The following is a 14,035-nucleotide window of genomic DNA, read 5'->3' as shown; positions in this document are numbered from 1 at the left end:
GCTATGGTGATCCCACGCTCCTTCTCCTCCGGCGCCTTGTCAATCTGATCAAAGGGAACATAATCGGCCAGCCCCTTCATCCCGCATAACTTCGTGATCGCAGCCGTCAAGGTCGTCTTACCATGGTCTATATGCCCGATGGTCCCTACGTTTACGTGCGGCTTCGTCCTCTCAAATTTTTGCTTCGCCATCTCCGGGTCCTCCTGTTAGCGGGGACTGTCACCCCAACAAGGCAAAAGGCTTTGATCGTCAGGCAATCGGCTGGCCTGTTCGGCGCTCAAAACCTAATGCGGATAATATATATGGAAGTGGATCGTTACCAGCGGTAGTGGGCAAACGCCTTGTTTGCGTCGGCCATCTTGTGCGTATCCTCGCGTTTTTTCACCGATGCACCGCGCCCGTTGGCGGCATCCATCAACTCCCCGGCCAGCTTGGCACCAAACCCTTTTTCACCACGGCTCTTAGCAAAGCCGATGACCCAGCGGATACCCAACGCTGTGCGCCTGGAGGGACGGACTTCGGTGGGAACCTGATATGTGGAACCACCGACACGCCGGGACTTCACCTCAATGAAGGGCTTCACGTTCTCCAACGCTTTTTCAAAAATCTTTACCGGATTCTCGTTGGTCTTCTCACTGATGATATCAAAGGCGCCATAGATCAGCGATTCAGCAACACTTTTTTTACCATCACGCATGATGGAGGCGATAAATTTGGAAACCAGCTTGCTGTTGAATTTGGCATCCGGGATGATCACCCGTTCAGGCACTTCTCTTCTTCTCGGCATCACTCACACCATTTCGTCTTAAAATCGAATATCAGCCAGATTATTTCGGTCTCTTGGCGCCATATTTGGAACGCCCCTGCCGCCGGCCATCCACACCCAAGGTATCCAATGTTCCACGAACGATATGATACCGCACACCAGGTAAGTCCTTGACACGCCCACCGCGGACCAGCACCACCGAGTGCTCCTGCAGGTTGTGCCCGACGCCCGGAATGTAGGCGGTCACTTCAACACCGGTTGTCAAACGAACCCTGGCGACCTTACGCAGGGCCGAGTTCGGCTTTTTCGGTGTTGATGTATAGACACGGGTACACACCCCTCGTTTCTGAGGTGCCGATTTAAGTGCCGGTGTATTGGTCTTTTTTTCAACCCGATTCCGACCCTTACGCACTAACTGGTTGATTGTTGGCATATTAACCCCTTCAACTGATCATTGACATCAAATTTCATCGCGCACGGAAACTGGCTTTGTATAGATTAGGCCTTTGATTGTCAAGATAATTTTTCAATTTTCTATCCCGCAGGGCTTCACTTCGGACTACTTGCCACCACGGAGAGATCACGGTATTCGGCAACCCCCGTTCCGGCGGGAATGATCCGGCCCATGATTACGTTTTCCTTGAGGCCGCGCAGGCAATCTACGGCACCGGCAATGGACGCGTCCGTCAAGACCTTGGTGGTCTCCTGAAAGGAAGCCGCCGAGATAAAGCTGTCCGTGCTAAGCGACGCCTTGGTAATGCCAAGGATCAGCGGCTCGGCGATTGCAGGTTTGCCCCCTTTTAGGATGATGGCCTCATTGGCCTCCTCGAAGGCGATTTTGTCCACCTGCTCCTCCAGAATGAAATCCGTGTCTCCAATGTCCACTACCTTTACGCGACGCATCATCTGACGAACAATCACTTCGATATGTTTGTCGTTAATGCGCACCCCCTGGAGCCGATAAACCTCCTGCACCTCATCCACCAGGTATTTGGCCAGGGCCACCTCTCCCCTGATCTTGAGTATATCCTGGGGATTGGCGGCGCCACCGATCAGTGGTTCGCCGGCACGGATGTAATCCCCTTCGTAGACATTGATATGTTTGCCCCGCGGAATCAGGTACTCTTTCTTCTCGCCGACATCCACCGGGGTGATCGTAACCCGTTGCTTGCCTTTTTTGGTGGCCTTGGAAATGGAAACATAGCCATCGATTTCACTCAAAACGGCGACTTCCTTTGGTTTTCTAACTTCAAACAGTTCGGCAACCCGGGGCAGACCTCCGGTGATATCCTTGGTTTTGGTGGTTGCCCGGGGCAGCTTGGCGATGATGCCTCCGGCTTTTACCGTGTCGCCTTCTTCCACCATGACAATGGCATCCACCGGCAGCATGTATCGCGCCATCCCCGACCCTTTGGGAAGCTTCGCCGTCTTACCGTCCTCACCCTTGATTGATATCCGGGGGCGCTCTTCGGCAGTTTTGGATTCGATGACCGTTCGACTCGATTTACCGGTGACCGGGTCGACCTTCTCCTGAATGGTTTTCCCCGGGACCAGATCGCCAAATTTGACGGATCCATCAACCTCGGTGATAATGGGCGTTGTGAAAGGATCCCAGACAGCCAACAGATCACCCGGATTGACGGACTGACCTTCTTTGACCACGATATGGGCACCGTAGATAACCGGACAGCGCTCTCGTTCACGACCGGTTTCACCGACGATCGCAAACTCACCGCCGCGGCGGTTCATGACCACCAGTTCATTGTCTGCATTTTTGACCACATTGAGGTCCACAAATTTTATTTTTCCGGCAGTCCGTGCACGAATATCCGCCTGTTCGACCCGACGACTGGCCGTACCACCAATGTGGAAGGTCCGCATGGTGAGCTGGGTGCCCGGTTCGCCGATGGACTGGGCGGCAAGAATGCCAACCGCCTGCCCCATCTCGACCGTTCTTCCATGAGCCAGGTCGCGTCCGTAGCATTTGGCGCAGACGCCGTGTTTGGTGCGGCAAGTCAAGACGGAACGAATCAGGACCGTCGTAACCCCGGCGTTATCAATTTTATTGGCCTCTTTTTCATCGAGTTCCTTGCCGGCCTTGACAATCACTTCATCGGTAAACGGGTCTAAAATATCCTTTACCGTGGTGCGTCCCAATATACGTTCACTGAGACGCTGAATGACCTCGCCGCCTTCTAGAAGCGGCTCCACTTCAACGCCGAGCAGGGTTCCGCAGTCGTGCTCGACCACTGCACAATCCTGGGCCACATCTGCCAGGCGGCGGGTCAGGTAGCCTGAGTTGGCCGTTTTCAACGCCGTATCGGCCAACCCTTTGCGGGCACCGTGGGTGGAAATGAAGTACTGGAGCACGGAAAGGCCTTCCCGGAAGTTGGCCTGAATGGGCGTTTCGATGATTTCACCGGAAGGTTTTGCCATCAGCCCGCGCATGCCGGCCAGCTGACGCATCTGGTCCTTGCTGCCCCGGGCGCCGGAATCAGCCATCATGTAAATGGGGTTAAAGCTCTCCGTCACCATCGGCTGTCCGGATTCATCCAGTCTGGGTTTACCCTCAGCGTCATAAAGGGGCATCACCTTCATGGCATCCATCATCTCATTGGCCACATCATCGGTGGCCTTGGCCCAGATATCCACCACCTTGTTGTACTTTTCTCCCTGGGTGATAAGACCTTCTGTGTATTGCCGACCGATCTCGATAACCTGCTTGTCGGCCCGACTGAGAATCTCCCCTTTTTTCTCGGGGATGATCATGGCATCAATGGATATGGAAAGCCCGCCTTTGGTGGAGTACTTGTACCCGATGTCCTTGAGCCTGTCGGCCAGAATTACCGTGGCTTTCGAGCCGAGATTTCGATACACATAGTCGACCAGGCCCCGAAGGGCCCCTTTGTCCATCACCTTGTTGATGATTTCGAAGGGAATCTCCGGACGTCGTTCCATGACCTGGAACAGGTGGTTTCCATTATCGGTGTTTATCACGGCGGAAATGTCGTCTTCGGAAAGACCAAACAGCTGATCCACCTCGTCGGAGCCTGCATCAAAGACCCGCATGAACTCATCTTTTCTGAGGAGTCCGATTTCACCGTTGTTGTCTTTATCCGGGCTTTCTGAATGGGCGGCCACGAGATCTGAGAACGCTTCACCGGCCATTGCCGCCTTGGCGACCCTGGTCATGGATTTCTCATCCTTGACCATAATATGGCGCAGCCGGACCACCTCCTCTTTGGGCATGATTTCCCACAGCAGAATCCGCCCGACCGTTGTTTCTATCCGTTTACCGTCAATACGGACCGCGATGTTGGCGTGCAACTCCACAACCCGGCCGTCATAAGCGGCCCTGACTTCTTCCGGGTTGGAAAAAATCTTGCCTTCACCCTTGCAGCCCTCTTTTCCACGGGTCATGTAGTACAGCCCCAGAACGATGTCCTGGCTGGGTACGATAATGGGGCTGCCGTTGGCCGGAGAAAGGATATTGTTGCTGGAGAGCATCAACACCCGGGCTTCGATCTGGGACTCCACGGACAGCGGCACATGCACAGCCATCTGGTCTCCGTCAAAGTCTGCGTTGAAGGCCGTACAGACCAGCGGATGAAGCTGGATCGCCTTGCCTTCGATCAAGGTCGGCTCGAAGGCTTGAATGCCCAGTCGATGCAGGGTTGGCGCGCGGTTAAGCATCACCGGATATTCCTTGACGACTTCGTCCAGGGTGTCCCACACCTCCGGAACCTCCCGCTCGACCATCTTCTTGGCGCTTTTAACCGTTGAAACCAAACCTTTTTGCTCCAGCCGGTAATAGACAAACGGCTTGAACAGTTCAAGCGCCATCTTTTTGGGCAGACCGCACTGGTGAAGCCGCAGATTCGGGCCCACGGTAATAACCGTGCGGCCTGAGTAATCAACCCGCTTCCCCAGCAAGTTCTGACGGAAACGGCCCTGCTTGCCTTTCAGGGTGTCGCTCAAGGATTTCAGTGGGCGTTTGTTGGTTCCGGTAATAACCCGGCCATGCCGGCCGTTGTCAAAAAGTACATCCACCGACTCCTGCAGCATCCGCTTTTCATTGCGGACAATAATTTCGGGCGCCTTCAGATCCATGAGCCGCTTAAGCCGGTTATTGCGGTTAATGACCCGCCGGTAAAGATCGTTCAAGTCTGATGTGGCGAAGCGTCCGCCTTCAAGCGGCACCAGGGGCCTGAGATCGGGAGGCAGCACGGGAATGACGTCCATGATCATCCAAATGGGCTCCAGACCAGACCGCATGAAGGCATCCACAATTTTAAGCCGCTTGGACAGTTTCTGACGCTTGGCCACGGAACTGGTGGCCCGGATATCTTTTCTCAGCTCCTGGTACAGTGCATCCAGTTCAATGTTTTCCAGCAGCGCCTTGACTGCCTCGGCACCGATTCCAGCTTCGAACTTTCCCACGCCGTAAGTTTCGATGGCTTCCTGATACTTGTCATCGGACAACAACTGGCCGCGGGTCAGGGCGGTATCTTTGGGATCAATAACAATATAAGAATCGAAATAAAGCACCTTCTCCATATTCTTAAGCGTGATATCAAGAAGGTTGCCTATTTTGCTGGGCAGACTCTTTAAAAACCAGATATGGGAGACGGGGGTGGCCAGCTCAATGTGCCCCATGCGCTCGCGGCGCACCTTGGACTGAATTACTTCGACTCCGCACTTCTCGCAGATCACGCCCCGGTGCTTCATCCGCTTGTATTTGCCGCAATTACATTCGTAGTCTTTCGTTGGCCCAAAAATTTTGGCGCAGAACAGTCCGTCGCGTTCAGGCTTGAATGTGCGGTAGTTGATGGTTTCCGGTTTTTTTATTTCGCCATGCGACCATTGCCGGATCTGGTCCGAAGAAGCCAGAGAAACCTTGACTCCGGTATAGCGCCTGGGGTCTGTCGGTTTTGAGAAAAAATCATATAATGTTTCCATAACAATTTCCTTTAAAGGCCTTGAGGATGATCAAAGGTACGGCATGTCAAAATCACCGGATTAATCCTCGAGCAGGGCCACATCCAGGCCCAAACTCTGAAGCTCCTTGGTGAGCACCTTGAATGATTCCGGTATGCCTGGCTCAAGGACGTTCTGGCCCTTGACGATTTTTTCGTACATCCGGGTACGGCCAGCCATATCGTCAGACTTGACCGTCAAGAACTCCTGCAGCGCATGGGCGGCACCGTATGCCTCCATGGCCCAGACTTCCATCTCACCCAGCCGCTGACCGCCGAACTGGGCCTTGCCACCGAGAGGCTGCTGGGTGACCAACGAGTAAGGTCCGATGGATCTGGCGTGAATCTTGTCATCGACCAGGTGGTGGAGTTTGAGCATGTACATGGTACCCACGGTGATCTCTTCCTTGAAAGCCTCTCCGGTATGGCCGTCATAGAGGGTCGTCTGCCCGGTGGGACTCAGGCCAGCCTCCACGAGCAGTTTTTTGATCTCATCCTCTTTGGCACCGTCAAATACCGGCGTGGCCATATGAACACCGTTGCGGTAATATGCGGACAGGTGCTTGACTTCTTTATCGCTCATCTTTTTAAGGTTGCCGGCTGCATCGGCGAATATGTTGCCGAGTTTCTTGCGAAGCTCCTGAACCTTATTTTCTTCATACAGATCATTGAGCTGGTCGCCGAGTCCTTTTGCCGCCAGACCCAGGTGAATTTCAAGAATCTGACCCACGTTCATTCGTGACGGGACGCCGAGGGGATTTAGCACCATATCGACAGATCTGCCGTCGGCAAAGTAGGGCATGTCTTCGATGGGAAGGATTCTGGACACAACACCCTTGTTCCCATGACGTCCGGCCATCTTGTCACCGACCGAAAGCTTGCGTTTCATGGCCACGTAGACCTTGACCATCTTTATCACCCCGGGAGGCAGTTCATCGCCCTTCTCATAGCGCCCCAGCCGAGCCTCAAACGCCTCCTGGCAGCGTGCAACCTGCGCACGATATGCATCCAACACCTGGTATACCCTCTCGGTGAGGACCGGATCATCGAAAAGCAGCCCCTCCAGATCGGCAACCGGAATATGGCTCAGGCTTTTCGGTTCGATGGGGGTATTTTTTGCCAGATAGACTTTTTTCCCTTTTTTCAACGGAGCCGAGCACTTCTGTCCTTCCAGCATCGTTTCTAACTGGGACCGGACACCTTCTCCGATGATTTTTATTTCGTCGTTTTTGTTTTTCTCCATGGCAGCCATCTCGGCAGCCTCGATGGCTTGGGTGCGTTCATCTTTTTCGACGCCGCGCCGGGAGAAAATCTTTGCATCTATCACGATGCCTTCGACTCCCGGCGGCACCCGCAATGAGGTATCTTTGACATCGCCGGCCTTCTCTCCGAATATTGCCCGGAGCAGTTTCTCCTCAGGTGACAACTGGGTCTCCCCTTTGGGAGTTATTTTACCTACGAGGATGTCCCCTTGTTTCACCTCGGCACCCAGCCGGATGATGCCGCTGTCGTCAAGGTTCCGCAGGGCCTCCTCGCCCACATTGGGGATGTCACGGGTGACCTCTTCCTTGCCCAGTTTTGTATCCCGGGCCACCACCTCGAATTCTTCGATGTGCACCGACGTGTAAACGCCATCCCGCACCAGCCTTTCGCTGACAAGAATGGAGTCTTCGAAGTTGTACCCGCCCCAGGGCATGAAGGCCACAGTCACATTCTTTCCCAGAGCAAGTTCTCCTTGTTCGGTAGCCGGACCGTCCGCAATAATCTCACCGGCTCTGACAAACTGACCTTTTTCGACAATGGGACGCTGGTTGAAGCAGGTGTTCTGGTTGGAACGGACGAATTTTAAAAGGTTATAGATGGTCACCTGTTTATCGGAGTCGGTCTCGGATGATTCATGTTTCAACACAATCCGCGACGCGTCCACATCGACCACTTCCCCGTCCCTCTCGGCCACGATGGTGACGCCGGAATCCTTGGCCACGACCCCTTCGATGCCGGTACCCACCAGCGGCGCCTCGGCCTTGATCAGGGGAACCGCCTGGCGCTGCATGTTGGAACCCATCAACGCACGGTTGGCATCATCATTTTCCAGGAAAGGAATCAGCGACGCGGAAACGCTTACCAGCTGATTTGGCGAAATATCCATCAACTCGATCCGCTCCCGCTCAACCATCATGAATTCACCGGCAACGCGTGAGGTAACTGTCGGATTGATATATTGGGAGTTGTCATCAATGGGTGCGTTGGCCTGGGCAATGGGATGGTCTTTCTCTTCGAAGGCGCTTAGAAATTTGACCTTATTCGATACCGTGGCATTTTCAACCACCCGATAGGGGGTTTCGATGAAACCGAAATCATTGACCTTGGCGTAGGTGCTCAAGGAGACGATAAGCCCGATATTGGGACCTTCAGGCGTCTCAATCGGGCAGATGCGTCCGTAGTGTGACGGATGGACGTCACGGACTTCGAAGCCGGCCCGCTCCCGGGTCAAGCCGCCCGGGCCCAGGGCGCTTAGCCGTCTTTTATGGGTAGTCTCGGACAAGGGGTTGGTCTTGTCCATGAACTGACTTAGCTGGCTGGTGCCGAAAAATTCTTTGACGACTGCAGACACCGGCTTCGGATTTACCAGATCATGCGGCATCAGGGCATCGACTTCCTGCAGGCTCATGCGCTCCTTGATGGCCCGTTCCATCCGGACCAGCCCAATCCGGTATTGATTTTCAAGCAGTTCGCCGACAGCCCGCACCCGCCGGTTTCCCAGATGATCGATGTCATCCACGACCCCCTGGGTGTCCCGCAGTTCCACCAGCGTTTTGGCGGTAAGCAGAATATCCTCTTTGCGGAGCGTTCTGACGTTTACCGGCGTATCGATTCCCAAGCGCAGGTTGATCTTGAGCCGTCCAACACCGGAAAGGTCATAATACGAGGACTTGAAGAAAAGATGGTCGAGAAAATCCTGGGCCACTTCCGGCGTAGCCGGGTTTCCCGGACGGAGCAGGCGGTATATTTCGATCAGCGCCTCTTCCTTGGTGGCGACTTTATCCAACAAGAGGGTTTTCCTGATCGAGTCGCTGCTGGATGCGCCGTCGATAAACAGCAGTTCGAATTCTTTGATGCTGGCATCTTCGAGTTGTTTCAGCAGGGTTTCATCCACCACGTCATTGGCGTGGGCCATCAACTCCCCGCTTTCCGGGTGGGTGACGGAAAAAGCAATGGCCTTGTCCAGCAGATCATCGCGCTCGATGGGTACGCGTTCAAAATTTGATGCGGCCATCTGCTTGACGACACGCTGGGTGAACATGCGTCCTTTCTTGACGAGGAGATCACCGCTCTGCGGATCGACGATGTCTTTGCTTGCCCGCGTTCCTTTCAGGATTTCAGGGGCGAATCCACGGTAGTAATCCCTGCCGTCGAAGATGATCTTTTCGGTGTTGTAAAAGTAGCTCAACAGGTCTTCGGTGGAGTACCCAAAGGCTTTAAACAATACGGTAACTGGGAATTTTCGACGACGGTCGATGCGAATGTAGACAATATCCTTGGGATCGATTTCCAGATCGATCCATGATCCACGAACCGGAATGATGCGGGAGCTATAAATGATTTTTCCGCTGGAATGACTCTTGCCTTTGTCATGGTCAAAGAAAACACCCGAGGAGCGGTGCAGCTGGCTCACCACGACACGCTCCGTTCCGTTGATAATAAAGGTCCCTTTTGCGGTCATCAAAGGAATCGTACCGAAATAGATTTCCTGTTCTTTGATATCACGTATGTTGGAGACACCCGTTTCCTTGTCGGTGTCGTAAACAACCAGTCGGACCGTTATACGAACCGGCAGTTCATAAGTCATGCCCCGATGAACGCACTCTTCCTCGGTATGCTTGATTTCAGCAAATCGATAAGACACAAACTCCAGAGAAGCACTGCCCGTAAAGTCCTTGATAGGAAAAACGGACTTGAAAACCGCTTGCAAACCGATGTCTTCCCGTTTTTCGGGAGCCACGTTCATTTGGAGAAATCGCTGATACGAATCGCGCTGCATACCGATCAAATCCGGGATTTCTACAATTTTCTTGATTTTGCCAAAGCTTTTTCTAATTCTCTTGCTCGCCGTTGGTCTTTTCGACATGGCAACTCCGATAGATGTTTTAGGAATATGAAAATGGGATCAAAGGATTTTTCTCCTTTGCACCCCATTTTCATATTCACTGCTTTTTATAATGAAAAAAGAATGTTGTAGGTAGTTGTGGCGATTGGCGCCGGTTTTTATTTACTTAAGTTCCACCTGAGCACCGGCTTCCTCGAGCTGGGCCTTGATCTTTTCAGCCTCTTCCCTTGGCACGCCTTCCTTAACCGGTTTTGGCGCTTCATCAACCAACGCTTTTGCCTCTTTGAGACCTAATCCGGTAATGGCGCGGACCTCTTTGATCACAGCGATTTTTTTGTCACCCGTGGTGGTCAGAATGACGTCGAATTCATTCTTTTCTTCGGCGGCGTCTGCACCAGCGGCATCACCTGCGGGTCCGGCAGCCATCATGGCAACCGGCGCAGCGGCGGAAACGCCGAACTTCTCTTCCATCTCCTTAACCATCTCAGAGAGTTCCAGAACGGACATGTTAGCAATAAATTCAATAACATCTGCTTTCGTAATATCAGCCATTGGTAATTATTCCTCCAGGTTTTATATATTTTTCTGTTTTTCGATTTCGCTGACCCATAGGGATCACAATCAGGCTTGGGCTTCCCTCTGTTCCTTGACGGCCTGAAGCACATTCAGGAGTCGCCGCGGCACATCGCTCAGTGCCGTTACCAGTGAAGTCGGCACGGCGTTCATGGTGGAAAGCACCTGAGCCAGAAGCACTTCCCTGGACGGCAGCGAAGACAATGCCTTTATTCCGTCCGCACTGACTATTTTGCCATTGAGCACACCCACTTTTATTTCAAAGTTTTTGTTCTCCTTTGAAAAATCAGTGAGCACCTTGGCTGGTGCGACGGGATCGGCGTAGCTCAAGGCAATGGCGCTGGGCCCCTTGAAGTGGTCCTTGATCAGAGATACGTCATTGCCTTCCGAAGCACGCACGAGAAGTGAGTTCTTAGCCACCTGATATTCAGTGTTGGCATCTCTGAGCTTCCTCCTCAAGGTGTTCAGCGAAGCGACGTCAAGCCCTTTGTAGTCAGTCAGAATGACGAGGGTTGACTTGTTAAACCGCCCATGAAGGTCTTCAGTGATCTTTTTTTTCTTTTTTATATCCAAAGTTTGTTACACCCCCTTCCTTAATCTGCAAAAACCGGAGGACACATGATGATGGCGTTGATTTCCGCGAGGTCCTTCTAAAACATCCGGAATGGTAACGGTAGCGTTATAGGAGGGGCTCATCAAACGATCCAACTCCGTCTCGGCAGGCCGGCATCAACCGATTATACACGCAGTCCCTTTTCCTAACGGGCCTTTGTGAACCTACAGTCTTTGACAGTGTGATTAAGCAGGCCGTTTCAGGCCTGCCGTTAAAAAAAATGGCGCCACGAGGATCAAATGGAGGCCAGCAGGCCGCCTATTTCACAAAATCTTTCACCACTGCAGTATCGATTTTGATTCCGGGTCCCATGGTTGTGGACACGGCAATCCCTTTCAGGTAGGTTCCCTTGCTGGAAGATGGTTTCAACTTCATAATCATTTCAAGAAATGCGGTGATATTCTCTATGATCTTTTGAGATCCGAAGGAGACTTTGCCCATCGGCGCTTGCACGATACCCGCTTTTTCCACCCGAAATTCTATCTTTCCGGCTTTGAGTTCCTGGACGGTCTTGCCTACATCGAAGGTCACCGTACCGGTTTTGGCGTTGGGCATCAAGCCCCTGGGACCAAGAAGACGGCCGATTTTTCCCACTGTGCCCATCATGTCCGGCGTTGCAATGGCCTTGTCAAATCCGAACCAGCCTTCTTTGATTTTTTCTACCAGATCCTCGTTGCCGACGAATTCTGCACCTGCTTCTCTGGCCTCTGTCTCCTTCTCACCTTTGGCGAAAACGAGCACTTTTACTTCTTTGCCAAGGCCATTGGGCAGAACAACGGTTCCACGAACCATCTGATCGGCATGCCTGGGATCAACCCCGAGGCGCACAGCCACGTCGACGGTTTCATCGAATTTTGCGTAGGCGCAGGAAATGGCGGCATCGATCGCTTCGGTAAAATCGTAACGTTTGGTGGACTCGATCTTGCTCGATGATTCCTTGTATTTCTTACCATGCTTCGGCATTTTAACTTTCACTCCTTGATAATTTATTGCTCAACACCTTGGTTTTGCTGTGATCGAATTGTTTCCGGATCGACACCCAGGCTCAACTAACCCACCTCAATGCCCATGCTCCTGGCCGTCCCGCTGATAATTTTACAGGCGGCTGCCAGATCGTTGGCGTTGAGATCCTCCATCTTCAATTTGGCGATCTCCTCGACCTGAGCCAAAGTGACCTTGCCCACGCGATCGCGTTTGGGGTCGCCGGCACCCTTGGCGATTTTAGCGGCCTTTTTCAACAAAACGGCAGCCGGCGGTGTTTTGGTAATAAAAGTAAAAGAGCGGTCCTGAAAAACGGTAATGACCACAGGAATGATCATACCCGCATCGTTAGCAGTTCGAGCGTTGAACGTCTTGCAAAAATCCATTATATTAACGCCGTGCTGCCCGAGAGCCGGACCGATGGGAGGAGATGGATTTGCCTTGCCTGCTTCAACCTGAAGCTTGATCTGAGCCATTACCTTTTTAGCCATTTTCGATCGATTCCCTTAAAATTCAGTTAGTTTATGTAAACCGTACCCCAAACCGCCCTCGAGACGGTCATAGTTTCGTTACCTGGACGAAATCCAGTTCCACCGGTGTTGAACGGCCGAAAATACTTACCAATACCTTGATTTTACCTTTTTCAGGATTGACATCCTCAACGGTTCCGTTGAAGTTGGTAAAGGGGCCGTCGATGACGCGAATTTCATCACCGGTTTCAAAAAAGAATTTGGGCTGGGGCTGATTTTTGCCCGCCTCCATCCTGTTGAGGATGGTATTTGCTTCATCCTCTGATATCGGCGTTGGCTTCTCTCTGCCTCCCAGAAACCCGGTCACCTTGGGCGTATTGTTCACGATGTGCCACGTTTCATCATCGAGTTCCATTTTTACCAGCAGGTAACCGGGATAAAACTTTCTCGACGATGTTCTCCGCTTGCCCTTGACCAGTTCAACGACCTCCTCGGTCGGAACGAGGACCTTTTCAAATTTGTCCGGGTCCGGGGATGAGGCTATCTTTTCATCGAGGGAGGCTTTCACCTTGTTCTCGAATCCAGAATAGACATGAACAATATACCATTTTTTGGCCACTATAAACGCTCCTGCGTTATTGCAATACTGCACTGATCAGGCCGGCAAGGCCTGCATCGACAATCCCGAGAAAAAGGGAAATGATCGTCACGATAACCAGCACCACCAGCGTTGATCCCATGGTCTGCTTGCGCGATGGCCAAGTGACTTTTTTCAGTTCAACCTTTACCTCTCTGAGGAACTGAAGCCCCTTGTCGAAAAAGTTCTTTTCTTTGGCAACCGCAGCCTTACTTACCGGGGTATAAGCCTTTTTTACCACCGGCGACGCGTCTCCCTGGACAGCAGGGGAATTCGGTTCCTGGGCGACTTCATCCGCAGATTGCGTTCTTTTCGTCTTTTTGACTGGATCTTTTTTTCGAAGTAACCGTCCCATCATACCCCATTTTGGTCAAAAGTGCATCGTCTGAGGCTGTTTAAGTCACTGACCATGTGCACCATTGCTTTAAACAACCAAAAGTGTGGCAGGCCAGGAGGGATTCGAACCCCCAACACCCGGATTTGGAGTCCGATGCTCTACCAATTAGAGCTACTGGCCTGCAGCAAATCTTCAATGTCTGATTGTCGGCTTACTTTGTTTCTTTGTGTGGCGTATGTTTTTTACAGAACCGGCAATACTTGCTGAACTCCAGCTTATCGGGAGTTGTGCGTTTATTTTTGGTCGTTGTATAATTTCTGCGCTTACACTCCGTACAGGCCAGTGTTATGATTATTCTCACTTGAGGGCACTCCTTGGAATACTATTCAATTATCTCGCTGACGACACCGGCACCCACCGTACGGCCACCTTCGCGAATGGCGAACCGAAGCTCCTTCTCCATGGCGATCGGCGTGATCAGTTCGGCCGTGATCGCCACGTTGTCACCCGGCATCACCATCTCCACACCTTCCGGCAGATTCAATATCCCGGTTACGTCCGTCGTACGGAAATA

Annotated in this window: 12 protein-coding genes, 1 tRNA gene and 1 pseudogene; all 14 read right to left on the bottom strand. The window is 52.4% G+C overall.

Going from position 1 to position 14,035, the window contains the following annotated elements; genetic code table 11:
• Positions 1-191 (bottom strand): GTP-binding protein (locus R6V78_RS11280; RefSeq protein WP_410289462.1); only part of this gene is annotated, 191 nt, incomplete at its 3' end.
• Between the two features lie 125 nt (positions 192-316).
• Positions 317-787, bottom strand: a complete 471-nt coding sequence (rpsG, locus tag R6V78_RS11275) for a 30S ribosomal protein S7 (RefSeq protein WP_410289461.1) — start codon at positions 785-787, stop codon at positions 317-319.
• 40 nt (positions 788-827) lie between these two features.
• On the bottom strand, positions 828-1,199 hold the full coding sequence (gene rpsL, locus R6V78_RS11270; RefSeq protein WP_410289460.1) for a 30S ribosomal protein S12: 372 nt from the start codon (positions 1,197-1,199) through the stop codon (positions 828-830).
• 116 nt (positions 1,200-1,315) lie between these two features.
• Positions 1,316-5,725, bottom strand: coding sequence for a DNA-directed RNA polymerase subunit beta' (gene rpoC, locus R6V78_RS11265; protein WP_410289459.1), 4,410 nt, complete (start codon positions 5,723-5,725; stop codon positions 1,316-1,318).
• A 60-nt stretch (positions 5,726-5,785) separates the two neighbouring features.
• Complete coding sequence (gene rpoB, locus R6V78_RS11260) at positions 5,786-9,871, bottom strand: DNA-directed RNA polymerase subunit beta (RefSeq protein ID WP_410289458.1); 4,086 nt, start codon at positions 9,869-9,871, stop codon at positions 5,786-5,788.
• Between the two features lie 141 nt (positions 9,872-10,012).
• Entirely contained in the window at positions 10,013-10,402 is a 390-nt protein-coding gene (rplL, locus tag R6V78_RS11255; protein ID WP_410289457.1) for a 50S ribosomal protein L7/L12, read from the bottom strand.
• Between the two features lie 69 nt (positions 10,403-10,471).
• Positions 10,472-10,996, bottom strand: a complete 525-nt coding sequence (gene rplJ, locus R6V78_RS11250) for a 50S ribosomal protein L10 (RefSeq protein ID WP_410289456.1) — start codon at positions 10,994-10,996, stop codon at positions 10,472-10,474.
• Positions 10,997-11,294: 298 nt separating this feature from the next.
• Entirely contained in the window at positions 11,295-11,999 is a 705-nt protein-coding gene (gene rplA, locus R6V78_RS11245) for a 50S ribosomal protein L1 (protein ID WP_410289455.1), read from the bottom strand.
• A gap of 86 nt (positions 12,000-12,085) precedes the next feature.
• Entirely contained in the window at positions 12,086-12,508 is a 423-nt protein-coding gene (gene rplK / locus R6V78_RS11240) for a 50S ribosomal protein L11 (protein WP_410289454.1), read from the bottom strand.
• A 67-nt stretch (positions 12,509-12,575) separates the two neighbouring features.
• A complete protein-coding gene (gene nusG / locus R6V78_RS11235; protein ID WP_410289453.1) occupies positions 12,576-13,106 on the bottom strand; it encodes a transcription termination/antitermination protein NusG in 531 nt (176 codons plus the stop codon).
• Positions 13,107-13,122: 16 nt separating this feature from the next.
• Positions 13,123-13,365, bottom strand: a complete 243-nt coding sequence (gene secE, locus R6V78_RS11230) for a preprotein translocase subunit SecE (RefSeq protein ID WP_410289452.1) — start codon at positions 13,363-13,365, stop codon at positions 13,123-13,125.
• A 200-nt stretch (positions 13,366-13,565) separates the two neighbouring features.
• Positions 13,566-13,642 (bottom strand) — tRNA-Trp (locus R6V78_RS11225).
• A 30-nt stretch (positions 13,643-13,672) separates the two neighbouring features.
• Positions 13,673-13,822 (bottom strand): 50S ribosomal protein L33, encoded by a 150-nt coding sequence (gene rpmG / locus R6V78_RS11220; RefSeq protein WP_155303881.1) that lies wholly within the window; start codon positions 13,820-13,822, stop codon positions 13,673-13,675.
• 21 nt (positions 13,823-13,843) lie between these two features.
• Positions 13,844-14,035: pseudogene (tuf, locus tag R6V78_RS11215) on the bottom strand (elongation factor Tu); the annotation flags it as partial.

The organism is Desulfosarcina sp., assembly GCF_046496365.1.
Taxonomy (GTDB): domain Bacteria; phylum Desulfobacterota; class Desulfobacteria; order Desulfobacterales; family Desulfosarcinaceae; genus Desulfosarcina.
Note: the sequence above shows the minus strand (reverse complement) of the source record. Positions and strands in the feature narration are given on the sequence as shown.